At 62.2% G+C, this 22,413-nt stretch carries 22 protein-coding genes; 13 read left to right on the forward strand and 9 right to left on the reverse strand.

Annotated elements, in window-relative coordinates; all coding sequences use genetic code 11:
- Positions 1-34: 34 nt before the first annotated feature.
- Positions 35-808: a DUF2189 domain-containing protein gene (locus KI612_RS03115; RefSeq protein ID WP_226442379.1), complete on the reverse strand. Its 774-nt coding sequence runs from the start codon at positions 806-808 to the stop codon at positions 35-37.
- Between the two features lie 125 nt (positions 809-933).
- Here KI612_RS03115 and KI612_RS03120 point away from each other — a divergent pair, with 125 nt between their 5' ends.
- Together KI612_RS03120 and KI612_RS03125 are read left to right on the forward strand one after the other, a co-directional pair.
- Entirely contained in the window at positions 934-1,509 is a 576-nt protein-coding gene (locus tag KI612_RS03120) for an ORF6N domain-containing protein (protein WP_226442380.1), read from the forward strand.
- A gap of 79 nt (positions 1,510-1,588) precedes the next feature.
- Positions 1,589-1,882 carry a hypothetical protein gene (locus KI612_RS03125; RefSeq protein WP_226442381.1) on the forward strand — a complete coding sequence of 98 codons (294 nt, stop codon included), beginning with the start codon at positions 1,589-1,591 and terminating at the stop codon, positions 1,880-1,882.
- Between the two features lie 91 nt (positions 1,883-1,973).
- Here the strand turns inward: KI612_RS03125 and KI612_RS03130 are convergent, their stop codons facing one another.
- From KI612_RS03130 to KI612_RS03145, 4 genes are all read right to left on the reverse strand, one after another.
- Entirely contained in the window at positions 1,974-2,906 is a 933-nt protein-coding gene (locus KI612_RS03130) for a phosphoribosylaminoimidazolesuccinocarboxamide synthase (RefSeq protein ID WP_226442382.1), read from the reverse strand.
- A 38-nt stretch (positions 2,907-2,944) separates the two neighbouring features.
- Positions 2,945-4,258: a DUF3422 family protein gene (locus tag KI612_RS03135; RefSeq protein ID WP_226442383.1), complete on the reverse strand. Its 1,314-nt coding sequence runs from the start codon at positions 4,256-4,258 to the stop codon at positions 2,945-2,947.
- A gap of 55 nt (positions 4,259-4,313) precedes the next feature.
- A complete protein-coding gene (locus KI612_RS03140; protein ID WP_226442384.1) occupies positions 4,314-5,270 on the reverse strand; it encodes a LysR family transcriptional regulator in 957 nt (318 codons plus the stop codon).
- A 138-nt stretch (positions 5,271-5,408) separates the two neighbouring features.
- On the reverse strand, positions 5,409-6,782 hold the full coding sequence (locus KI612_RS03145) for a ribulose-bisphosphate carboxylase (RefSeq protein ID WP_226442385.1): 1,374 nt from the start codon (positions 6,780-6,782) through the stop codon (positions 5,409-5,411).
- A gap of 367 nt (positions 6,783-7,149) precedes the next feature.
- On the opposite strand from KI612_RS03145, the gene KI612_RS03150 reads away from it, so the two are divergent.
- The 4 genes from KI612_RS03150 to KI612_RS03165 are packed head-to-tail and all read left to right on the forward strand — an operon-like array spanning position 7,150 to position 11,313.
- Positions 7,150-8,178: an ABC transporter substrate-binding protein gene (locus KI612_RS03150; protein WP_226442386.1), complete on the forward strand. Its 1,029-nt coding sequence runs from the start codon at positions 7,150-7,152 to the stop codon at positions 8,176-8,178.
- A 21-nt stretch (positions 8,179-8,199) separates the two neighbouring features.
- A complete protein-coding gene (locus KI612_RS03155; RefSeq protein WP_226442387.1) occupies positions 8,200-8,997 on the forward strand; it encodes an ABC transporter ATP-binding protein in 798 nt (265 codons plus the stop codon).
- 26 nt (positions 8,998-9,023) lie between these two features.
- Complete coding sequence (locus KI612_RS03160) at positions 9,024-9,776, forward strand: ABC transporter permease (RefSeq protein WP_226442388.1); 753 nt, start codon at positions 9,024-9,026, stop codon at positions 9,774-9,776.
- Positions 9,777-9,831: 55 nt separating this feature from the next.
- Positions 9,832-11,313 (forward strand): class I adenylate-forming enzyme family protein, encoded by a 1,482-nt coding sequence (locus KI612_RS03165; RefSeq protein ID WP_226442389.1) that lies wholly within the window; start codon positions 9,832-9,834, stop codon positions 11,311-11,313.
- Here KI612_RS03165 and KI612_RS03170 read toward each other — a convergent pair.
- Positions 11,298-12,065 carry an HAD family hydrolase gene (locus tag KI612_RS03170; RefSeq protein ID WP_226442390.1) on the reverse strand — a complete coding sequence of 256 codons (768 nt, stop codon included), beginning with the start codon at positions 12,063-12,065 and terminating at the stop codon, positions 11,298-11,300. The two genes, KI612_RS03165 and KI612_RS03170, sit on opposite strands and share 16 nt — an antisense overlap.
- Positions 12,066-12,247: 182 nt before the next feature.
- Between KI612_RS03170 and KI612_RS03175 the strand changes: the two genes are divergently transcribed.
- The 7 genes from KI612_RS03175 to KI612_RS03205 all read left to right on the forward strand — a co-directional run bounded on the left by KI612_RS03175 (position 12,248) and on the right by KI612_RS03205 (position 19,452).
- Positions 12,248-13,321 (forward strand): class 1 fructose-bisphosphatase, encoded by a 1,074-nt coding sequence (locus KI612_RS03175; RefSeq protein ID WP_226442391.1) that lies wholly within the window; start codon positions 12,248-12,250, stop codon positions 13,319-13,321.
- Positions 13,322-13,344: 23 nt separating this feature from the next.
- Positions 13,345-14,217 (forward strand): phosphoribulokinase, encoded by an 873-nt coding sequence (locus tag KI612_RS03180; protein ID WP_226442392.1) that lies wholly within the window; start codon positions 13,345-13,347, stop codon positions 14,215-14,217.
- A gap of 22 nt (positions 14,218-14,239) precedes the next feature.
- Complete coding sequence (tkt, locus tag KI612_RS03185) at positions 14,240-16,270, forward strand: transketolase (protein WP_226442393.1); 2,031 nt, start codon at positions 14,240-14,242, stop codon at positions 16,268-16,270.
- 81 nt (positions 16,271-16,351) lie between these two features.
- The gene (gene gap, locus KI612_RS03190) at positions 16,352-17,371 is read left to right on the forward strand and encodes a type I glyceraldehyde-3-phosphate dehydrogenase (protein ID WP_226442394.1); all 1,020 of its coding nucleotides are present in this window, start codon (positions 16,352-16,354) and stop codon (positions 17,369-17,371) included.
- Positions 17,372-17,384: 13 nt separating this feature from the next.
- Positions 17,385-18,422, forward strand: a complete 1,038-nt coding sequence (fba, locus tag KI612_RS03195) for a class II fructose-bisphosphate aldolase (protein ID WP_226442395.1) — start codon at positions 17,385-17,387, stop codon at positions 18,420-18,422.
- A gap of 76 nt (positions 18,423-18,498) precedes the next feature.
- Entirely contained in the window at positions 18,499-19,200 is a 702-nt protein-coding gene (gene rpe / locus KI612_RS03200; RefSeq protein ID WP_226442396.1) for a ribulose-phosphate 3-epimerase, read from the forward strand.
- Positions 19,201-19,284: 84 nt separating this feature from the next.
- Positions 19,285-19,452 (forward strand): hypothetical protein, encoded by a 168-nt coding sequence (locus tag KI612_RS03205; protein ID WP_226442397.1) that lies wholly within the window; start codon positions 19,285-19,287, stop codon positions 19,450-19,452.
- Here KI612_RS03205 and fba (KI612_RS03210) read toward each other — a convergent pair.
- The 3 genes from fba (KI612_RS03210) to KI612_RS03220 form a co-directional block, all read right to left on the reverse strand.
- Positions 19,416-20,480, reverse strand: coding sequence for a class II fructose-bisphosphate aldolase (gene fba / locus KI612_RS03210; protein WP_226442398.1), 1,065 nt, complete (start codon positions 20,478-20,480; stop codon positions 19,416-19,418). The two genes, KI612_RS03205 and fba (KI612_RS03210), sit on opposite strands and share 37 nt — an antisense overlap.
- Positions 20,481-20,591: 111 nt before the next feature.
- Positions 20,592-22,022, reverse strand: coding sequence for a pyruvate kinase (gene pyk / locus KI612_RS03215; protein WP_226442399.1), 1,431 nt, complete (start codon positions 22,020-22,022; stop codon positions 20,592-20,594).
- A gap of 22 nt (positions 22,023-22,044) precedes the next feature.
- Positions 22,045-22,398, reverse strand: coding sequence for a four helix bundle protein (locus tag KI612_RS03220; protein WP_226442400.1), 354 nt, complete (start codon positions 22,396-22,398; stop codon positions 22,045-22,047).
- Positions 22,399-22,413: the final 15 nt, after the last annotated feature.

Below are 22,413 nucleotides of genomic sequence, written 5' to 3' on the forward strand. Positions count from 1 at the left end.
GTCAGGCCGCCCGTTGAATCTGGGGGCAGAACCCCTATTCTACAAGCTCGCGGTAGGCATGCCACGAGGCATGGCCGAGAATCGGCATGATCAGGACCAGGCCGAAGAGCAGGGTGGCGAACCCGAGCAGGGTCAGGGCCACCAGCATTGCCGCCCAGAGCAGCAGCGGGACGACGTTGTGTACAAAGGCGCGCAGACTGCACAGCATGGCGCTGGCCACGTCGGCATCGCGGTCGAGCATGAGCGGCACCGCAACGACACTCAGCGCATAGACGAAGAGCGCCAGCACGCCGCCGAGCAGCAACCAGGTGGCGGTGAACGCCAGGTGTTGGCCGGCGAACAGGATTTCGTTGAGATAGGCGCTGGCTACCGGCGCCGAGGTGGCCCCGATCAGGGCGAAGGCGACGGCGGAAAAGCGCTCCCAGAGCAGCATGACCAGCGCCAGGATCAGGCCGAAAAAAGCCAGCGACTGGCCATTGCGCCGGAAGCATTTGAGCGAGTCGATGAACAGGATTTTCTCGCCGGCTTCTGTTCGCCGGCTCAACTCGTAAAGCCCGGCCGCGAGCAGCGGTGCGACAAGGAAAAAGCCGGAAATCGAAACCGTGAGCAGATGCGGGCTCTGCAGCAGGGCGAGGATGATCAGGTCGCCGCCGAGCGCGAAGAGCAGGCCGTAGGCCAGCGAGGGCAGCGGGTTCGCCTTGACGTCCCGCCAGCCGGCACGCAGCCAGTGCCAGGGACGGTCGGCGCCGATGCGCCGGATGTGGGGCAAGGGCATCCCCTGGGCGGGGAAATCGGACAGCGGATTCATGGTGGCCTCCTCGGTCAGGGTTACGGATATTTGACCGGGGGGAGGGGGCGGGGTTCAGTTGAAGGGTGTCGAAGATACGGCATAGGCCCGGCTTTCGTGGGTAAAATATGACAGGAGGGCGCGAAATGAGTGTGGGTCAAACAACCATCCCGGTCCAGTCTTTGATCGGCAGTCGTATTCTGGTGCTGCGTGAACAGCGGGCAATGCTTGATAGCGATTTGGCCGAACTTTATGGCGTCGAAACACGCGTCCTGGTGCAAGCAGTGAAACGCAATCCTGATCGGTTTCCGGAAGATTTCATGTTTCAGCTTGATAATCAGGATATTGTGGCTTTGCGATCACAATCCGTGATCTCAAAGCCCGGGCGCGGTGGTCGCCGGACAGCTCCCTACGCCTTCACCGAACAAGGCGTTGCCATGCTTTCGTCAGTATTGAACAGCCCGCGTGCCATCGCGATCAATATCGAAATCATGCGCACCTTCGTGCGTGTGCGCGAACTCGCCAACACGCACGGCGACTTGGCCAAGCGGCTGAATGAACTGGAAGAAAAAACCGAAGTCCTGGCATTGCAGCAAGACAATTTTGCGCACAACACCCGCGCTCAACTGAAACAGGTTTTCGCGGCAATTCGTGAATTGATGACCCCGCCGGAAGCGCCGAAGCGGCCGATCGGGTTCGTGAAGCCAGAAACAAAAGGCTGAGGGAGAATCTGTGGTCTGGCCCCGTTATTCTTCTTCGTCGCTGAAACGACCTGTTCGGCAAGCTTGCTAGGCCCCTCACATGATTACGGCGCTCTTCGCCACCTCTTTTGCCCTGATTGCCATCTTCGCCGGCATGCATGGCTACCAGCGTGCAGCGAGTGAAAAACCTTCGCGTGGCGGCTGGTACGGGCTGGCCGGTATCGCCCTGCTTTTTTTCGGCCTGTGGCTGGCCGGCCAGGCGGGCAACAAATCGCTTGCCTACGGATTCGGCATCACATTGATGCTGGTGCTGCCGGCCATGCTCTTGGCTGGTGTTGCTGGTGCTATTGGCTCGGCACTGGGCCGGCGCGGAAACAGGAACAGGCAGGGCTGAGCAAAACACAGGTGCTTGGCTTTTCCCGGTTCGGTATCGCCCAACAAAAACGCCCGCATTGCGCGGGCGTTTTTTATGAAGCGACTGTCGCTTACAGCGTCTTGCCGGTGAGCTTTTCGTAGGCTTCGATGTACTTGGCGCTGGTCTTGGCGATGACGTCAGCCGGCAGGGTCGGGCCGGGGGCGACTTTGCCCCAGTCCAGGGTTTCGAGGTAGTCGCGGACGTACTGCTTGTCGTAGGACGGCGGGTTCTTGCCTTCCTCGTACTGGTCGGCCGGCCAGAAACGCGAGGAATCCGGGGTCAGGGCTTCGTCGATCAGGTGCAGGGTGCCGGCGGCGTCAATGCCGAATTCGAACTTGGTGTCGGCGATGATGATGCCGCGCGTTGCGGCGAAGACGGCCGCTTCCTCGTAGAGGCGGATGGCCGCATCGCGGGCTTCGGCGCAGAGCTGGGCGCCGGTCTTGCCGGTGCCCTTGAGGGCGTCGGCGAGGGTGGCGTCGCAGTTGGCGGCGGCCTGCTCGTAGGAGACGTTTTCGTCGTGGTCGCCGACTTCGGCCTTGGTGGCCGGGGTGAAGATCGGGGACGGCAGCTTCTGGGCCATCTTGAGGCCGGCCGGCAGGGCGATGCCGCAGATGGCGCCGGTTTCCTGGTAATCCTTCCAGCCGGAACCGATCACGTAGCCACGCACGACGGCTTCGATCGGCAGCGGCTTGAGGCGCTTGACGACGACGGCACGGCCGCGCACCTGGTCGCGTTCGTTCTCGGCGACGACGCTTTCCGGATCAATGCCGGTCAGCTGGTTGGGCACGACGTGGCCGAGTTTTTCGAACCAGAAGTTGGCAACGGCTTGCAGCACTTCGCCCTTGCGCGGAATCGGGTCCGGCAGGATGACATCGAAGGCCGACAGGCGGTCGGTGGTGATAATCAGCAGTTTGTCGGCGTCGACCGCGTAGATGTCGCGGACCTTGCCCTTGGAGAGCAGTTGCAGGCTGGTGATGGAAGACTGGAAGAGAGGTGCGGTCACGGTCGTGTTCCCGAAAGCTAAAAAGGAAGGATTATAAATTAATGCGCGCCGCCTTCTTCAGCGGCGAGTTTTTTCCGCATCTGGCGGGTGCCCCAGAACACCAGGCTGGCGATCAGCGGGATCGAAATTGCGGTGATCACGTCGGTGTTCAGGTGATGCAGCTCCTTCGTGCCTTTGGCCAGATACTGCACGAGCTGCGATCCGTAATAGGTGAGGACGACGACGGAGAGGCCTTCGACCGTTTCCTGCAGGCGAAGTTGCAATTTGGCGCGCCGGTTCATCTGCGACAGGAGCTCCTGGTTCTGGCGCTCGAGTTCGATATCGACGCGGGTGCGCAGCAACTGGCTGTTGCGTGCGACGCGGCTGGAGAGCTCTTCCTGGCGACGGCTGATTGCCTGGCAGGTGTTCATCGCCGGCAGCAGGCGGCGCTGCATGAATTCGAAAAAGGTCGGCAGGCCGGAGATGCGGCTTTCGCGCAATTCCTCGATGCGCTGCATGACCAGGCCGTGATAGGCGTGCGCCGCGCCGAAACGGAAGGTGGTGCGCGCCACCGAATGTTCGACTTCGGCAGCGAGCGCCGACAGTGTGCCGAGCACGGTGCGCTCGTCGTCGGGCGAGCGCGCCTGGCCGATGCGGTCCATCAGCTCGGCAAGCTGCTTTTCGCCGGTGTACAGCCAGCGGCTGACTTCCTTGGCGACGGGCAGGCCGAGCAGGGCCATCATGCGGTAGGTCTCGATCTCGCACAGGCGCTGCACGGTGCGCCCGGTCTGGCGCTGCGTCATGCCGGCATTGAGGATGAGAAAGCGCGAGAAGCCGTTGTCGATCTTGAAGTCGCTGAAGATCCAGGCCGATTCGTCGGCCACCTTGGCGGCGACCATGGTGCGGCCGTTCGGGGTCAGGCTGGCGAGTACCGATTCCGGGCTGATTTCGTCGGTCGACCGCAGCTCGACGTGACAAGCGACGATCAGCTTGCCGGGAATGCCGGCCAGCCATTCCGGATTGACCGCGTCGAAGGCGGTGACGTCCGGATCGAGCAGTTCGCCGCTTTCGAGCGGCCGGTAGAAGGTGTAGCTCGAGAATTCGGTATGCAGCTCCCAGCGCACGCGAAAGGCGCCGGCATCGAGCATCATGTGCGCGTCCGAACTGTCGATCGAGTTGCAGAGATGGTTCTGGCACAGCTTGCCGAGATTTTCGCGCTCGGCCGGAGCGGTCGTCGCGCTGTGCTTGAAGACGAGGTGCGAGACCAGCATCGCGCCGATCAGCGGCACTGGCGGGCGGGCGTGGAACTCGTTGTTCAGGCGCTGGCGGAGCGGGTGCTCCTCAAGCTCGGCGGCGGCTAATCGGGGATGCATGGATTCTCTTGGTAAACAAGTCCGGCAGGACGGATGGGTGGGCGGATTCTAGCATTCAGGAGGCCGCTGCTTCCGGGCGGCGCAGATGTACCCCGTACTCCTGCTCGAGGCCGGGCGCGGCGTGATCAAGCAGGAAGGAGCGGAACTTCTGGCCGGCCGGCAGCAGGCGCTTGCTGTTCATATGCACGACATACCAGGTGCGCTCGATCGGCGTGCCCTGCACGTCGAGGACGCTGATCTCGCCGGTCTTCAGTTCGAGCGGCAGGGTGTGCAGCGAGAGCAGGCTGACGCCCATGCCGGCCATCACCGCCTGCTTGATCGTCTCGTTGCTGCCCATGCTGATCGTGCGCGCCGGTGTGAACAGGTGGTTCTTGAACATTTCCTCGACGACGCGACGCGAGCCCGAGCCTTCCTCGCGCAGCAGGAAGGTTTCATGGCGCAGCTCCTGCAGGTCGAAGTCGCGCGCCGCGCGCAGCGGGTGGTCGGCCGGTGCGATCAGCACGTATGGGTGGCTGGCCATCGGCTCGGCGTGCGCGTCGATCTCGACCGGGATGCGGCCCATGACGGCGAGGTCGATTGCGTTGTCCTGCAGCTTCTGCAGCAGACCGGCCCGGTTGCCGACGGTGAACTGCACTTCGACGCCCGGATTGTCCTGGGCGAACTTGGCGAGCAGGCGCGGCATGAAATACTTGGCGGTGCTGACCAGGCCGACCGAGAGCTGGCCCGTCTCGGCACCGAGCAGGCCCTGCAGGTTGGCTTCGGCATCCTTGATTTCGCCGAGGATGCGCTGCGCGTGATGGACCAGCATTTCGCCCGCTCCGGTCAGCGCCACGCCGCGTCCGAGCCGCTCGAACAGCGGCAGGCCGACGTTGTCCTCGAGCTGCTTCAACTGCATCGAAACGGCCGGCGGCGTCAGGTGCAGCTCCTCGGCGGCGCGCGCGTAGCTCAAGTGGCGGGCGGCGACGACAAAGATCTGCAACTGGCGCAGGGTCAGGCTGCGAACGAAATTCACGCGCGGGATTTCCTGAAAAATGGAGCGGTCAAAGTAAAGACTGGTTTAACTGTAGGGCTTTGTCCTGAGCCGGTCAAACCCGCCGGCCGGCCACATGAAAACCCCGCCGCAGCGGGGTTGACCGGTAGGAATCCGCTTTCATGCCGCGAGCTTTTGGCGCCAGCCGGGATAAAGCGCATCGGCATCCTGCGGAAACGATGCAAAGGCCCGCGCGAATTCGTGGTGCTCCCTGGCCCAGTCGAGCGGATCAGCCCCCGCCTTCCAGCATTCGTAGGCCTGGCGCAGCGAGCGCGCGCCGGCGGCCGGCGAATCGAGATGGCCGTAGGCGCCGCCGCCGGCCGTGTTGATCACGTTGCCGTGCCCGAGATTGGCGAAAAAGCCGGGCAGGCGCAGCGCGTTCATGCCGCCCGAAATGATCGGCGTCGTCGGCTTCATGCCGTACCACTCCTGGTGATAGGCCGGGCCGGTGTAGCTGTCGCGCTCGATGATGTAGGCGATGGCGCGGTCGTCCTTGTCGCCCTCCATCTTGCCGTAGCCCATGGTGCCGACATGGATGCCGGAAGCGCCCTGCAGGCGGCTCATCTTGGCCAGAACGTAGGCGGTGTAGCCGCGCTTCGACGAGGGCGAGGTGACGGCACCGTGGCCGGCGCGGTGGTAATGCAGGTACTGGTTCGGGTACTGGCGGCGCGCCGTGGTGATCATGCCCGGCCCGCCGACGTAGCCGTCGACGAGGAAGGCCAGCTTGTCGGCATCCGGGCCGAAGGTTTCCAGCGCGAAGTCGGCGCGCGCGCACATCTCGAAATGGTCATCGGCGGTGATGTTCATCGAGAACAGCTTGGCCTCGCCGGTTTCGTCCATGGCGCGCTTCATCGCGTCATAGACGAGCGGGATGGTCTGCTTGAGCGGCGCGAAGACCTGGTTGCCCTGCGGCTCATCGTTCTTGATGAAGTCGCCGCCCAGCCAGAACTCGTAGGCGGCGCGCGCGAAGGGCTCCGGGCGCAGGCCGAGCTTGGGCTTGATGATGGTGCCGGCGATGTAGCCGCCATCCCTGACCGGCCGGCCGAGCATGCGCCAGAGATCGGCGATGTCCTTGGCCGGGCCGTCGAACAGCTCGATGGCGCGGCGCGGCATGTAGAAATCGTACATCTTGGCGTGCTCGATGTCGCCCATGCCCTGGTTGTTGCCTATGGTCAGGGTGAGGAAGGAGGCGAGCATCATGCGCCCGTCCGTCATGTTGCGGTCGAAGAGGTCGAGTGGGTAGGCGATGCGCATCTCCTCGCTCGCTTCATCGATCAGATAGACCAGCGCATCGACCCCCTTGGTGAAGTCGTCGGTGGTGCATACCTCGACATTGGTCCCGGTCGACGACTCGGCGGCAAAATGCGCCGCCGCCTCGAGATAGCCATGCCCGGCCTTGGGTTTCATCTTGTAGGCACACAGGATGTGCCGGCCGCCGGCAATCAGCTCGGCCTCGCGCAGGCTCAGGTCGGCATAGCGTTTTGATTGGTCCATCGTCTCTCTCCTTCAGCATTGGTCTGGAATGGCTGCGGTGCTGGAAGGAATGCTAGGGCTGACAATAGATAAACAAAAGTCAAATATTTTTATCGAAAAGATAAGTTATATCTTAATTTATGTGGGCATAGCTTGATTAAGCGCCTGGGCAAGGCTTCTATTAGTCGTGATGCGCTTCGGTTGTCGGACGAGTTTTGATTAGCCGTGGCTGGCTCAGTTTCGATTGCCTCGGGCTTGAGCCAAGAGCAACGCAGAGCTATTCACAAGACGTTTCTCGGGTAAAGTTCAGGAATATTCTAGGCGGCTGTGGTAATTCCGGTACAACTTGGCGCTTGACGTCAACGCAAGCCACCGTAATGGGGGTTTTATGGAGTTCGATCTGAACGATAGGGGGCTGCCGAGCAGTCCTGCACGCCGCAAATTGTTGGGGCAGGGGGCAGCTTTTGCACTGGCGACGATAGTCCCGTCGCAGCAAGTACGATGTGCGACGCGGCAGGCGTGGCGGCATGGCATCGTTCAGGCCAAGGGTGATTCCGGCTTTTTCTACATGGCGCAACGCCAGGGGTACATGGAACGCCGCGGTCTCCTGGTTGAGATATTGGAATTTAAGGGCGGTAAAGACGTTGTTCGCGCCCTGCTTGCCGGCGAACTCGATAGTGCTGATATAGAAGCCGTCGAAACCTTGTCGGCGGTTGAAAAGGGGGCATCCCTGCGCTTTGTCGGTTCAAGCATTCTCGGCTTTCCTTATGCGCTGTTTGTTCGGCCCGAAATTACCAGTTGGCAACAACTGGCAGACAAACGTTTTGGCATATCAGCGCCCGGTTCTACGCCCCACGTGATGTCGCTTGCCATGCTGCGCGCCAAAGGTGTGAGTGCTGCCCGGGTACAGTTCATGAATGCGGGGGGAAGTGCCGGCCGGATCAAGGCACTTGCTGCCGGGCGCCTTGACGCGGTTGCCGCTTCAAGTGAGTTTATTCCGCTGGCCCAGCAACTTGGAATCAAGGTTTTTATTCATTCCCGGGACATCGTTCCAGAGTTTCCCCGCTTTTTCGTTGTGGCGAGCGCGAAAACCTTAAAAGCCCGTCCCGAACAGACCATTCAGTTCCTGGCTGGCTATCTCGAAGGCTTGCGTTACTGTGCCGAGCATCGTGACGCCACCATCAAACTAGCTGCGGAGATCGACGGTAGTGGCGATACCGTTAGGTACGCTTATATTTTTGACGAAGTGACTCAACGGAAATTGCTCTCCCTCAACATGGAAATTCCGGTTGATCGTATTCGCTGGGTACATGACCTGATGCTCAATCTTGGCGAGTTGTCCGGGCCGCTCAACGTCAATCCATTGGTGGTAGGGCAATATCGGGAGGCCGCTTTGAAACTGCTTCAAAGCGCCTGAATGTCGAGCTTGAGATAAGTGATGGAATTCGGAGCTGACGGCATTGCCATTCGTGTTCGAGATGTCGGCATGCGTTTTACACTGGCCGACGGATCAGAGCGAACCGCCCTGGAGGGGATTTCTTTTGATTTGCAGGCCGGTGCATTTCTTGCCGTAATTGGCCAGAGCGGTTGTGGGAAAAGTACCTTGTTGCGACTCTTGATGGGGCTTGCCCAACCGAGTGAGGGCTCGATCCGGATGTTTGGTGCCACGTCGCTTGGGCGAAAATTGCGATGTGCCATGGTGTTTCAGCATGCTGAACTTTTTCCCTGGCGAACGGCGCTCGGCAACATTGAGTTTGGTTTGGAAGTCGCGGGGGTGCCGGCTGATCTGCGAAGAAAGCGGGCTTGGCTACTGTTGGAGCAACTGGGTTTGCAGAGCGCAGCTGAATTGAGGCCACACCAGTTGTCAGGTGGTATGCGACAACGTGTCGGGCTTGCCCGCGCGCTCGCCACCGAGCCGGATATTTTGCTCATGGATGAGCCGTTCGCAGCGCTGGATGCTTGTACCCGTGCCGATCTGCAGGTCGAGTTGAATCGTCTTCACGAGGGGTCAAAGAAGACTGTTGTCTTCGTCACGCACGATGTTGATGAGGCCTCCGCTCTGGCTGATTCCATTCTTGTGATGACCCCTCAAGGGCGGGTGATGAGTCACGTTGCTACTGGTTTGCAACGTCCCAGAGGTGACCTCGAGAAGCTCAGAACCAGCAGTGATTTTGCGCAAATGAGATACATGACGGCGCAGTTGCTTCGTCGTCCGGAAAGCGGAGAGATTTTGTGAGGACAGCTTTTGTTGGGCAATTGGCCTTGAAACGCTGGGTTTTGCCAGTTACTTCCTTCGCCATGTTTTTGCTGCTTTGGGAAATTTGGGGGCGGGGTGGCGATCCCATCATCTCCTCCTGTCCAAGCGCTGTCTGGTCTGCATTCATTCATGATCTTGCCAGCGGGCAACTGATGCGTGCGATTGCTCAATCGCTACCGGCCCTGTTGGCCGGTTACGCGCTGGCAGTCATGCTCGGTGTGCCAATCGGAATATTTCTTGGTCGCTCGTCCCGGGCTGAAGAGATGTTTGGCTTTTACTTCGTTGGTCTGGATGCTTCTCCGCTGATTGCCTTTGTTCCTCTCTTTGTTCTCTGGTTTGGGCTGGGAGTGGAAGTGAGGTTGATGATGGTCCTGGTTTTTTGCATAACGCCCATCGTCATTAATACGTGGCGCGGCGTACGTGCCGTTCCAGTAACGCTGATTGATGTTGGCAAAGCCTTCGGCGCAAGTGCCGCTCAAATAACCAGCAAAATTGTTTTTCCTTCTGTACTGCCTGCTGTTTTGACAGGCCTGCGTTTGGGAATTGGTCGAGCCGTTATTGCGACAGCCATTTCGGAAATTTTTACGGCGATGACCGGCCTCGGCGGGTTGCTGCTGCGTCGTTCCGAAAGTTATGACATGGCCGGGTCGTTGGTGCCGGCCCTTGTGTTGATGAGTATGGGAATAGTCTTGACCAGTTTGCTGGCGGCAATCGAGCGGAGTTTGTTCGCGTGGTCTTGCAACCGGAATACGCTTTAACGCCGAGTTCTGACAGTCTGGTGGTGAATGAGTCTTGGCAGGAGGATTGGACGGTATGAACGTAGCGGACTTGCTGGCGCGTCAAGCGGTAAAAATGCCCCATGCAACGGCGGTTATTCAGGCAGAAAGAATATTAAGCTTTGCCGAATTTGACGCCCTGGTGTGGGGCCTGTGCCGTTGTTTTCGTGAAAATGGCTTGCTGGTTGGTGATGTTGTGGGCGTACATGTGCAGAATCCGCTTTTGCACCTGGCCACAATCCTTGCTCTCGCGCGTTCAGGCATGGTCAGTGTTGCCATATCGACGCTTGGCAGTGATGGTCAGGCCAGCCGGAATATCCTGCTGCGGGCCGCTGTCTCTGCCGTCATCGATGATGCGGGCAGCCTGAACTGGGGATGCCAGAAACAAATCAATCTTGATCCTGTGCATGCGCTTAATCTCCAGGGGGAGCACGATGAAAGCCTGAGAGTCGATCTGCCCAATGCCCGGATGATGTTGAGGACATCATCCGGGACCACAGGTCTGCCAAAGATCGTCGAAGCGACTCATGCAAGCATGATCGCATCGATCCGGCGCGAGATTGCCTGCATTGGTTACCCGGTGGGCGAGCGTTATCTGACACCCGTTGCCTTGCAGTTTGACGGACCACGGCGGCGTTATCTGTCATGCCTGGCCTCCGGTGCGACTGCGGTAATGCCTTCGGGTGTGCCGAGCTTTACCTCGCTTTTTGCGTTGATCGATCAACACGATATACGGCATTTTTCCTGTGTGCCGAGCCAAGCCTATCAAATGGCATTGTCAGTGCCTCCCGGCAAGCAACGCTTTCCGCAGATGCGCTGTTTCCGTCTCAGTGCAGGCCCCTCGGAGGCTCAGCTCCACCAGTTTTTGCGTGAGCGATTGACGCCCAATATATGCATTAGTTACGGTTGTACCGAGTTGGGGCCTCTTACGGTTGCCAAGCCGGATTTGGTCACGAGCAAACCGCAATCGGTCGGCTACGCGATGCCGGGAATTGAACTGGAAATTGTGTCTGCCAACGATGATCCAGTGCCGGCGGGCGCTGTTGGCATAGTTCGGCTCCGCACCGAAGGAATGCCTGCGGGCTATCTCGGCGACCCGGCGGCGACTGAGAAATATTTCAGAAATGGTTGGTTCTATCCCGGTGATCTGGGCTCGATCGCGGAGGATGGTCTGGTCTTTCACTTGGGGCGAGCCGATGACATGATGATCATGAACGGGGTCAATATCTATCCGGCCGAGATCGAGCAGGCAATGATGTCTCATCCTGCGGTGGTTGATGCTGTTGCAATGCCACTTAAGCACAAGGTTGTTAACGATATTCCCGTTTGTGTGCTGGCTCTTGGGGCTGGTCAGGCCTTATCCGAACAGGAGTTGCTGGTGTTTGCCCGCAGGCGCCTTGAATCACATAGTCCCAAGAGGATTTTTGTTCTGGATGAAATCCCACGAAATGAGCATGGCAAGGTGAAGCGTCCGGAGTTGATACAAACAATCGTTTCGAGGCTTCAGGCTGAAACGTAAGATGACGCTGGATGGTTTGGGCTGGCGCGATTCTTCGAATCGGGGATGGCTTTCGCCTGATCCAGGTATTTCACCGTCAGTATTTCCTGTTGTCCCAGTACCTGTAGCGCCCCGGAAAAATCCTGGTTGGCCGTGTATTCCCCCGGCGTGACCAGGCAGCGCAGGCTGGCGGTCAACGCCGCTTGCAGGCCGTTTTCCGAGTCTTCGATGGCGAGGCAATTCGCGGCTGGCAGTTTGAGGCGGGTGAGGACCCAGTGGTAGATGTCGGGGGCGGGTTTCTTGTTGGGGACGCAGTCGCCGGCACCGATGACTTCGAACCAGCCGGGCGCGTCCGGGCCCAGGCTGGCGCGCAATAAGGCGGTGACGTTTTCCGGCGAGGTCGTGGTGGCGATGGCGAGGCGCAGGCCGGCGCTGTGGGCGGCGGCGATCAGCTCGGCGACGCCGGGGCGCAGCGGCAGTTGGCCGACGGCGACGCGCTGCAGGTAATGCGCGGTCTTGGCGGTGTGCATCTGCTTGACCAGGGCGGCGAAATCGTGGCGCGCGGCGCAGGCCGGATCGTGGTGCTCGGCGTAGTGGCGGATGCGTTCCTTGCCGCCGGTGACGGCGAGCAGTTCGCCGTACAGTTTTTCATCCCAGTGCCAGTCCAGGCCGCAGTCAGCGAAGGCGGCGTTGAAGGCGGGGCGATGGCCGTCGCGCTCGGTTTCGGCGAGCGTGCCGTCGACATCGAAGATCAGGGCGTGCAGGCGGTTCATGCCGGCGACGATAGCGCGCGGCGGGCGGGCGGCGCCAGTCAGGATTGCTGAAGGGTGGATTCAGTGCTGCTTTGGTCAGCGATCACTGAATCGGTCGGTAAAAAATACTGACTGTTGCTTAACAAAGAATACACATATTGTCGCTTCCATCGCAGCACAAAAATAACGATGGAGACAACATCATGCAATTCGGACGAACGACGCTTTCCAAGTTTGTCATCGAGCAGACGCGCGTCCAGCACGCCCAGCTCGGGGCACTGCTGATCGACGTGGCGGCGGCGGTGAAGACCATCTCGGCGCTGGTCGGCAAGGGCGCCCTGAGCGGTTTTTCCGGTGCCCTGGAGTCGACCAACGTGCAGGGCGAGGTGCAGAAGAAACTCGACGTGCTGACCAACGAGGCGATGCTGCGCCATTGCGAATGGGGCGGCCAGCTGGCCGGCATGGCGTCGGAGGAGATGGACGAGCCCTACGCGATTCCCGCCGATTATCCGCGCGGCCGCTACCTGCTGCTGTTCGATCCGCTCGACGGTTCGTCGAACAGCGATGTCAATGTCTCGGTCGGGAGCATTTTCTCGATTTTGCAGCGGTCGACCGCTGGGGATGCCGAAAATGCCGATTTCCTGCGTCCCGGCCTCGAGCAGGTCGCTGCCGGCTACGCCATCTACGGCCCGTCGACGATGATGGTGCTGACCCTGGGCAACGGTACGCATGCTTTCACGCTCGACCGCGAGAGCGGCAATTTCATCCTGACCCACCCGAATATCCGCATTCCCGAGGAGACGCGCGAGTTCGCGATCAATACCTCGAACGAGCGCTTCTGGGAGCCGCCGGTGCTGCGCTATGTGAGCGAGTGCAAGGCCGGGCGCAGCGGCGTGCGCGGCGCCGATTTCAACATGCGCTGGATCGCCTCGCTGGTCGCCGAGGTGCATCGCATCCTGATGCGCGGCGGCATCTTCATGTATCCCAAGGACAACAAGGACCCGGCCAAGCCGGGCCGGCTGCGCCTGCTCTACGAGGCCAACCCGATGGCGATGCTGGTCGAGCAGGCGGGCGGCGCGGCGAGCACGGGCCGGGCGCGCATCCTCGAGGTGATGCCGGACGGCCTGCACCAGCGCATCCCGGTGATTCTCGGCTCGCGCCACGAGGTCGAGCGCGTCGCGCGCTACCACGCCGAATACGACGCCGGCACCGACCGCCCCTTCGTCTCGCCGCTGTTCGCCGAGCGCTCGCTGTTCCGCGACGAGTCGCGCCGCTGAATTCATCGTCCAGGGAGAAAGCCATGTCCGTCAAACACCCCATCATCGCCATCACCGGTTCGTCCGGCGCCGGCACCAGCACGGTGATGCAGAGCTTCCAGCACATCTTCCGGCGCGAGCAGCTCAAGGCGCAGATTGTCGAGGGCGATTCCTTTCACCGCTACGACCGGCTCGCCATGCGCGCCGAGATGAAGGCGCAGGAAGAGCGCGGCAATCTCAACTTCAGCCATTTCGGGCCGGAGGCCAACCTGCTCGAGGAGTTGCAGGATCTCTTCGTCAGCTACGGCCGGACGGGCACCGGCCAGGTCCGCAAATACCTGCACGATGCCGCCGAGGCCGAGCCCTGGGGGCAGGCGCCGGGCACCTTCACGCCCTGGGGCGAGATCGCCGCCGACACCGACCTGATGTTCTACGAAGGCCTGCACGGCGCCTACGCCGACGACCGGATCGACATCGCCAAGCAGGTCGACCTCTGCGTCGGCGTCGTGCCCATCATCAACCTGGAGTGGATCCAGAAACTGCACCGCGACCAGAAGATGCGCGGCTATTCGCAGGAGGCGGTGACCGACACCATCCTGCGCCGCATGCCCGACTACGTCAGCCACCTGTGCCCGCAGTTCAGCCGCACGCATGTCAATTTCCAGCGCGTGCCCATCGTCGATACCTCCAACCCCTTCATTGCGCGCGACATCCCGAGCGCCGACGAGAGCATGGTGGTGATCCGCTTCGCCAACCCCAAGGGCATCGACTTCCAGTACCTGCTCGGCATCCTGCACGGCTCGATGCTGACCCGGCCGAATACGCTGGTCGTGCCCGGCGGCAAGATGGGCCTGGCCATGCAGATGATCTTTACGCCGATGATCCTGCGTCTGATGGACCAGAAGCGCCGCGCCTGATTCGAAAAAAAGGGAGAGAGACATGACCGACATTACCCGCCGCGACCTTGCCAATGCCATCCGCTTTCTGGCGGTCGACGCCGTCGAAAAGGCAAAATCCGGACATCCCGGCGCCCCGCTGGGCATGGCCGACATTGCCGAAGCCCTGTGGCGCGGCCCGCTCAAACACAACCCGCTGAACCCCGCCTGGCCGGACCGCGACCGCTTCGTGCTGTCGAACGGGCATGCCTCGATGCTGCTCTACGCGCTGCTCCACCTCAGCGGCTACGCGCTGGAACTGGCCGAGCTGCAGAACTTCCGCCAGTTTGGCAGCCGCACGCCGGGGCATCCCGAGGTCGGCCACACGGCCGGTATCGAGACGACTACCGGGCCGCTTGGCCAGGGGCTGGCCAACGCCGTCGGCATGGCGCTGACGGAAAAACTGCTCGGCCAGCGCTACAACCGCCCCGGATTCCCGGTGGTCGACCATCGCACCTGGGCATTTCTCGGCGACGGCTGCCTGATGGAAGGCATCAGCCACGAAGTCTGCTCGCTGGCCGGCGTCTGGGGCCTGGACAAGCTGGTCTGCTTCTACGACGACAACGGCATTTCGATCGATGGCGACGTCGCCGGCTGGTTCCGCGACGACACCGCGGCCCGTTTCCGCGCCTACGGCTGGAACGTGCTCGGGCCGCTCGACGGTCACGACGCGGCGGCGCTCGATGCCGCTATTGCCGGCGCGCTTGCCGGCAACGGCAAGCCGACCCTGATCATCTGCCGCACCACGATCGGCTGGGGCTCGCCGGGCAAGGCCGGCAGCCACGACGTACACGGTGCACCACTCGGTGCGGCCGAAATTGCCGCGACGCGCGCCGCGCTCGGCTGGCCGCACGCGCCTTTCGAGATTCCTGCCGCGATCCGTGCCGCCTGGGACCAGCGTCTCGCCGGCGCTGCCGCCGAAGGCGAATGGCAGGCGCTGTTCGCCCGCTACCGCACCGCCTATCCCGAGCTGGCGGCGGCTTTCGAACGCAGCGCCGGCGGCGGCCTGCCCGCCGACTGGCCGCAGATCCGGCGCGCCCTGCTCGAGCAGGCGGCCGGGCGCGAAGGCGCCGTGGCAACCCGCAAGTCCTCGCAAAATTGCCTCGATTTGCTGGTCGACCGGGTGCCGGAACTGCTCGGCGGTTCCGCCGACCTGACCGGCTCCAACCTGACCGCCGGCCGGCACAGCCGACCCTGGCACGCGGCGGCCGGCGGCGTGCCGAATTATCTGTCCTACGGCGTACGCGAGTTCGGCATGGCGGCGATCATGAACGGCGTCGCGCTGCACAAGGGGCTGATTCCCTACGGCGGCACCTTTGCCGTGTTCTCCGACTATTCGCGCAACGCGATCCGGATGAGCGCACTGATGCAGTTGCGCGTCGTGCATGTGCTGACCCACGACTCGATCGGCCTCGGCGAGGACGGCCCGACGCACCAGCCGGTCGAGCACGCCGGCTGCCTGCGCGCGATTCCCGGTCTCGACCTGTGGCGGCCGTGCGACGAGCTGGAAACGGCGGTTGCCTGGACGCTGGCGCTGGAGCGCCAGGACGGCCCGTCTGCCCTCATGCTGTCGCGCCAGAACCTGCCGCAATACAGCGCCGCGGCCGGCCGCGCCGACGATATCTGGCGCGGCGGCTACATCCTGAGCGAGGCCGAGGGGCCGCTGCAGGCGGTGATCATCGCCACCGGCTCGGAAATCATGCTGGCCTTGGCGGCGCAAGCCGAGTTGCAGCAGCAAGGCGTCGGTGTGCGCGTCGTGTCGATGCCCTGCACGCGGCGTTTCGACCAGCAGCCGGTCGCCTGGAAAAAACAGGTATTGCCGGAGGAGGTGTGCCGGATTGCCATCGAGGCGGCGCTGCCCGATTTCTGGTGGAAATACGTCGGTCTCGACGGCGCCGTGCTGGGCATTGGCGAATTCGGCAGGTCGGCGCCAGCCGCCGAGCTGTTTGTGCATTTCGGCCTGAGCGCCGGTCATCTGACCCAAACCGTCCTGCGCACCATCGCCCGCAACAGCGCGAGCGACGGGGACTACTAGCGCTTGGCTCGAGCTTGCTGGCTGCCAGCAAGAGCGCTCTTCCCAATCCTGGATTCTGGATCCTAAACAAGGAGTTTTCCCATGCCAATACGGGTGGCAATCAACGGCTTCGGCCGTATCGGGCGCATGGCCTTGCGCGCCATCGTCGCGGAGGCCGAGTTTTCCGAACTCGAGGTGGTCGCAGTCAACGACCTGCTCGAGCCGGATTACCTGGCTTACCTGCTGCAACACGATTCGGTACACGGGCAATTTGCCGGTGAAATCAGCGTCGACCGCAACGAGCTGCTGGTCGACGGCCGGCGCATCAGGCTCAGTGCCTGCAAGAACCCGGCCGAACTGGCCTGGGGCGAGCTCGACGTCGATGTCGTGATCGAGGCGACCGGCTTGTTCCTGACCGGCGCCAGCTGTGCCGGCCATCTCGCGGCCGGTGCCCGCAAGGTGGTGCAGTCGGCGCCGGCCAGGGACGATACGCCGCTCTTCGTGTACGGCGTCAATCACCTGGGCTATGCCGGCGAGGCCGTTGTCTCGGCCGCTTCGTGTACGACCAACGGCCTGGCGCCGGTCGCCAAGGTGCTCAACGATCGCTTCGGCATCCGGCGCGGCCTGATGAGCACGGTGCACGCGGCGACCGCCACCCAGAAGACGGTGGACGGCCCGTCCGGCAAGGACTGGCGCGGCGGGCGCGGCATCCTGGAAAACATCATCCCGGCCGCGACCGGCGCGGCGCAGGCGGTCGGCAAAGTGATTCCGGCGCTGGCCGGCAAGTTGACCGGCATGGCCTTCCGCGTGCCGACCTCGGATGTCTCGGTGGTCGATCTGACCGTCGAGCTGGCAACGCCGGTCAGCTATGCCGACATCTGCGCCGCGATGCGCGCCGCCGCCGATGACGGGCCGCTGCGCGGCGTGCTCGGCTATACCGAGGCCAAGGTCGTGTCGACCGACTTTCGCGGCAATCGCCGGCCCTCGATTTTCGACGCCGGGGCCGGCATCGCGCTCGACCCGACCTTCGTCAAGGTCGTCGCCTGGTACGACAACGAATACGGCTACACCTGCAACCTGCTGCGTCTGCTGCGTCACATCAGCCAGCCGCAGCTGCACTGAAAGGAGCATCCCCATGGCCCTGATTTCCCTGCGCCAGCTGCTCGACCATGCGGCCGAGCACAGCTACGGCCTGCCCGCCTTCAACGTCAATAACCTGGAGCAGATCCAGGCCATCATGCAGGCCGCCGCAGCCTGCGATTCGCCGGTCATCCTGCAGGCCTCGGCCGGGGCGCGCAAATATGCCGGCGAGCCCTTCCTCCGGAAACTGGTCGAGGCCGCCATCGAACAGTACCCGGACATTCCCGTCTGCCTGCACCAGGATCACGGCACCTCGCCGGCCGTCTGCCTGCAGGCTATGCGCAGCGGCTTCTCCAGCGTCATGATGGACGGCTCGCTGGGCGCCGATGGCAAGACGCCGACGACTTATGCCTACAACGCTGAAACGACCCGTCAGGTCGTTGAAATGGCGCACTGCATCGGCGTTTCGGTGGAAGGCGAACTCGGTTGTCTCGGCTCGCTGGAAACCGGCGAAGCCGGCGAGGAAGACGGCATCGGCGCCGCCGGCAAGCTCGAGCATGCGCAATTGCTGACCAACCCGGAAGAGGCCGCCGACTTCGTCGCCAGGACCGGTGTCGATGCGCTGGCCATCGCGATCGGTACCAGCCACGGCGCCTACAAGTTCACCCGCCCGCCGACCGGCGAAATTCTCGCTATCGACCGCATCAAGGCCATCCACGCCCGCATTCCCAATACCCATCTGGTCATGCATGGCTCAAGCAGCGTGCCGCAGGAATGGCTGGCGGTCATTCGCCAGTACGGCGGCCAGATGAAGGAAACCTGGGGCGTGCCGGTCGAGGAAATCGTCGAGGGCATCAGGCACGGCGTGCGCAAGGTCAATATCGACACCGATATTCGTTTGGCGATGACCGGCGCCATGCGCAAGGCGATGGCCGACAAGCCGGAGGAATTCGATCCGCGTGCTTTTCTCAAGGCCGCCGTGGTGGCGGCGCGCGACCTCTGCCAATTGCGTTTCGACGCCTTTGGCTGCGCCGGTCAGGCCAGCCGCATCAAACCCGTGTCACTGGAAAAAATGGCCGCTGCCTACCGCTGACCAAACCGAGCATCACTCTGCTGTATCTTGCGTTTTGCGGCCCCGAAGTCTGGGGCCGTCTTTTTTCGGAGGTGCCATGCGCCAACCAGATTTCGTCATCGCCCCCAGCATTCTCTCCGCCAATTTCGCCAGGCTCGGCGAGGAAGTCAGCAACGTCATCGCCGCCGGCGCCGACTGGATTCACTTCGACGTCATGGACAACCACTACGTCCCCAACCTGACCATCGGCCCGCTGGTTTGCCAGGCCATCCGGCCATGTACCACGGCGCCAATCGACGTGCACCTGATGGTCAAACCCGTCGACCGCATCATCCCCGACTTCGCCAGGGCCGGCGCCAACATCATCACCTTCCACCCGGAAGCCTCCGACCACGTCGATCGCAGCCTGTCGCTGATCCGCGAGGCCGGCTGTCAAAGCGGCCTGGTCTTCAACCCGGCGACGCCGCTCGACTACATGGATTACGTCCTCGACAAGATCGACGTCATCCTGCTGATGAGCGTCAACCCCGGCTTCGGCGGCCAGAAATTCATCCCCGGCACGTTGGCCAAGGCAAAGCTGGCAAGAGCCAAACTCGACGCCTACGAACGTGAAACCGGTCGTCGCATCCGCCTCGAGATCGACGGCGGCGTAAACACTGCCAACATCGCCGACATCGCTCGCGCCGGCGTCGATGCCTTCGTCGCCGGTTCGGCGGTCTATGGTGCCGGCAAGGACAGCGATCCGCATCGCTACGACACGATCATCGGCGAACTGCGCCAAGAGCTGGCAGGGGTGTGAACGGGACGCTACGCTTCGACCTTCCCTGGAATTGGCTAGCGCCCGGGCTTGGAGTCCAATCCCGGACGGAAGGGGAGACAGGACATGAAGAAAGGCTTTACTGAAGAGCCGGTCGTTGTCTTCCTGCCCTTCTTGTCGTTGCCGGGCAAAAGTCATTTCCGCACGCAAAAAAGCCGCCCGCAGGCGGCTCTATCGGTCAACCCGGAAAAATGGGCTTATTTGACGATCTGGTTCAGCTCGCCCTTGGCGTAGCGCTCGGCCATCTTTTCCAGCGGGATGACCTTGATCTGGCTGGCGCGGCCGGCACAGCCGAAGGCTTCGTAGCGGGCCAGGCAGATCTTCTTGGCGGCTTCGCGGGCCGGCTTGAGGAAGTCGCGCGGATCGAATTTGCCCGGGTTCTCGAACATGTAGCGGCGGACGGCGGCCGTCATGGCGAGGCGGATGTCGGTGTCGATATTGACCTTGCGCACGCCGTGCGCGATGCCCTTGACGATTTCCTCGACCGGCACGCCGTAGGTTTCCTTCATGTCGCCGCCAAACTCGCGGATTTCGGCGAGCAGTTCCTGCGGCACGGAGGACGAGCCGTGCATGACCAGGTGGGTGTTCGGGATGCGCGCGTGGATTTCGGCGATGCGGTCGATGGCGAGGATGTCGCCGGTCGGGCGCTTGGTGAACTTGTAGGCGCCGTGGCTGGTGCCGATGGCGATGGCGAGCGCGTCGCAGTTGGTCTGCTTGACGAAGTCGGCAGCCTGGTCCGGATCGGTCAACAGCTGTTCGCGGGTCATTTTGCCTTCGGCGCCGTGACCGTCTTCCTTGTCGCCCTGCATGGTTTCGAGCGAGCCGAGCACGCCGAGTTCGGCTTCGACGGAAACGCCGATCGAATGCGAGAACTTGACGACTTCCTTGGAGACGGCGACGTTGTAGTCATAGGAGGCAGTGGTCTTGCCGTCGGCTTCGAGCGAGCCGTCCATCATCACCGAGGTGAAGCCGGACTTGATCGCGGCCATGCAGACGGCCGGGCTCTGCCCGTGGTCCTGGTGCATGACGATGGGCAGGTGCGGATAGGCTTCGAGCGCGGCCAGGATCTGGTGGCGCAGGAAGGCTTCGCCGGCATATTTGCGGGCGCCGGCCGAGGCCTGCATGATGACCGGGGCGTCGATCTGGCTGGCGGCTTCGCAGATGGCCCAGACCTGTTCCATGTTGTTGACGTTGAAGGCGGGCAGACCGTAGCCGTTTTCGGCGGCATGGTCGAGTAGTTGGCGCATGGAGACGAGCGGCATGGGAAAACTCCAGGGGAAATTATTATGAAAGGGTAGATTCTATAGGATCGAGGATCGAGGATCGAGGATCGAGCTCTTTACTCTAGCTCCTAGGCAACTCGATCCTTGATCCTAGCAAGAGTGTTCTCCGACGCGGACGATCTTCAGCGTATTGGTGCCGCCGCTCGAGCCGATCGGCTCGCCGATGGTCAGGGCGATCAGGTCGCCCTTTTCGACGACGCCGCGGTCGATCAGCAGTTGTTCGGCTTCGGCGAGCAGCAGTTCGCGGTCGGTGTGCTGCTGCTTCATCGGCAGCGGGCAGACACCGCGGTAGAGCACCATGCGGCCGACCGATTCGGCATCCGGGGTCAGCGCGTAGATCGGCACGCCGGAGTTCATGCGGCTCATCCACAGTGCAGTCGAGCCGGACTGGGTGAGGGCGGCAATCGCCTTGACCTTGAGGTGATGCGCCGTCCAGATCGCCGCCATGGCGATCGACTGGTCGATGCGCGTGAACACGCGGTCGAGGAACTCGCGCTCAAGCGTGAGATCGGCCGAGCGCTCGGCTTCGACGCAGATGCGCGCCATCGACTCGACGGTTTCGACCGGATACTTGCCGGCGGCGGTTTCGGCCGACAGCATCACCGCATCAGTGCCATCGAGCACGGCATTGGCGACGTCGGAGACTTCGGCGCGGGTCGGTACCGGCGAGGTGATCATCGATTCCATCATCTGCGTCGCGGTGATGGTCAGCTTGTTCATGTCGCGTGCCATGCGGATCATCTTCTTCTGCAGCGCCGGCACCGCCGCATCGCCGACTTCGACGGCGAGATCGCCGCGCGCGACCATGACGCCATCCGAGGCGTCGAGAATCTCGGCGAGGTTTTCAACGGCTTCGACGCGCTCGATCTTGGCGATCAGCACGGCGGAGCTGCCGGCGGCACGCAGCAGCTGGCGCGCCATGTACATGTCGGCAGCGCTCTTGGGGAAGGAGACGGCAACGAAATCGACGCCGATTTGGGCCGCTGTCTTGATGTCGTCCATGTCCTTGCCGGTCAGCGCCGGTGCGGTCAGGCCGCCACCCTGGCGGTTGATGCCCTTGTTGTTCGACAGGTCGCCGCCGACGATGACGCGGGTGTGGATTTCCTGGCCGCGCACGCCGGTGACTTCGAGTTTGAGACGGCCGTCGTCAAGCAACAGGATGTCGCCATTGACCACGTCCTTGGGCAGGTCCTTGTAGTCGAGCCCGACGCGCTCCTGGTTGCCGAGCGTGCATTGGGCATCGAGGATGAAGCTGTCGCCGATGACCAGCGTGATCTTGCCCGACTCGAACTTGCCGACGCGGATCTTCGGCCCTTGCAGGTCGCCGAGGATGCCGACGGTGCGGCCGTATTTGGCTGCCGCGGCGCGGATGCCTTCGGCGCGTGCCTTGTGGTCATCGGCCGTGCCGTGCGAAAAATTCATGCGGACGACGTCGACGCCGGCCTGCACCATGCGTTCGAGAACTTCCTGCGTGGATGAGGCGGGGCCCAGCGTGGCAACGATCTTGGTATGGCGGCTCATTTTAGGATCCAGGAGTTAGATGTTAGGTGTTAGTGAGCGAAGTTTTTAGGCCGCTCAGCATGCGGCCGATTTCATCGGTGCTGGCAAGTAGGGTTAGTGATGTCTCTCCGGTGCAAAAGCCGAGCCGTTCGGCCAGCGTGATTTGGGTTTCGAGTTCGGCCAGCGAGCCGGCGGCAATCGAAAGGTGATTCACAAAAGCCCCGGTGCTTTTTCGAGCGTGGCCTTCAGCAATATTGCTCGGGATCGAGACTGCGGCTCGCTGCATTTGTGAGACCAGGGCATAACGTTCCGCAGCGGGAAAGCTCTGGCAAAGGCGATAGATTTCAACTACCAAATCCATCGCCTTCTGCCAAACAACGAGATCGCGGTAAAGCACGCCCACTCGATCCTA

The organism is Quatrionicoccus australiensis, assembly GCF_020510525.1.
GTDB lineage: Bacteria > Pseudomonadota > Gammaproteobacteria > Burkholderiales > Rhodocyclaceae > Azonexus > Azonexus australiensis_B.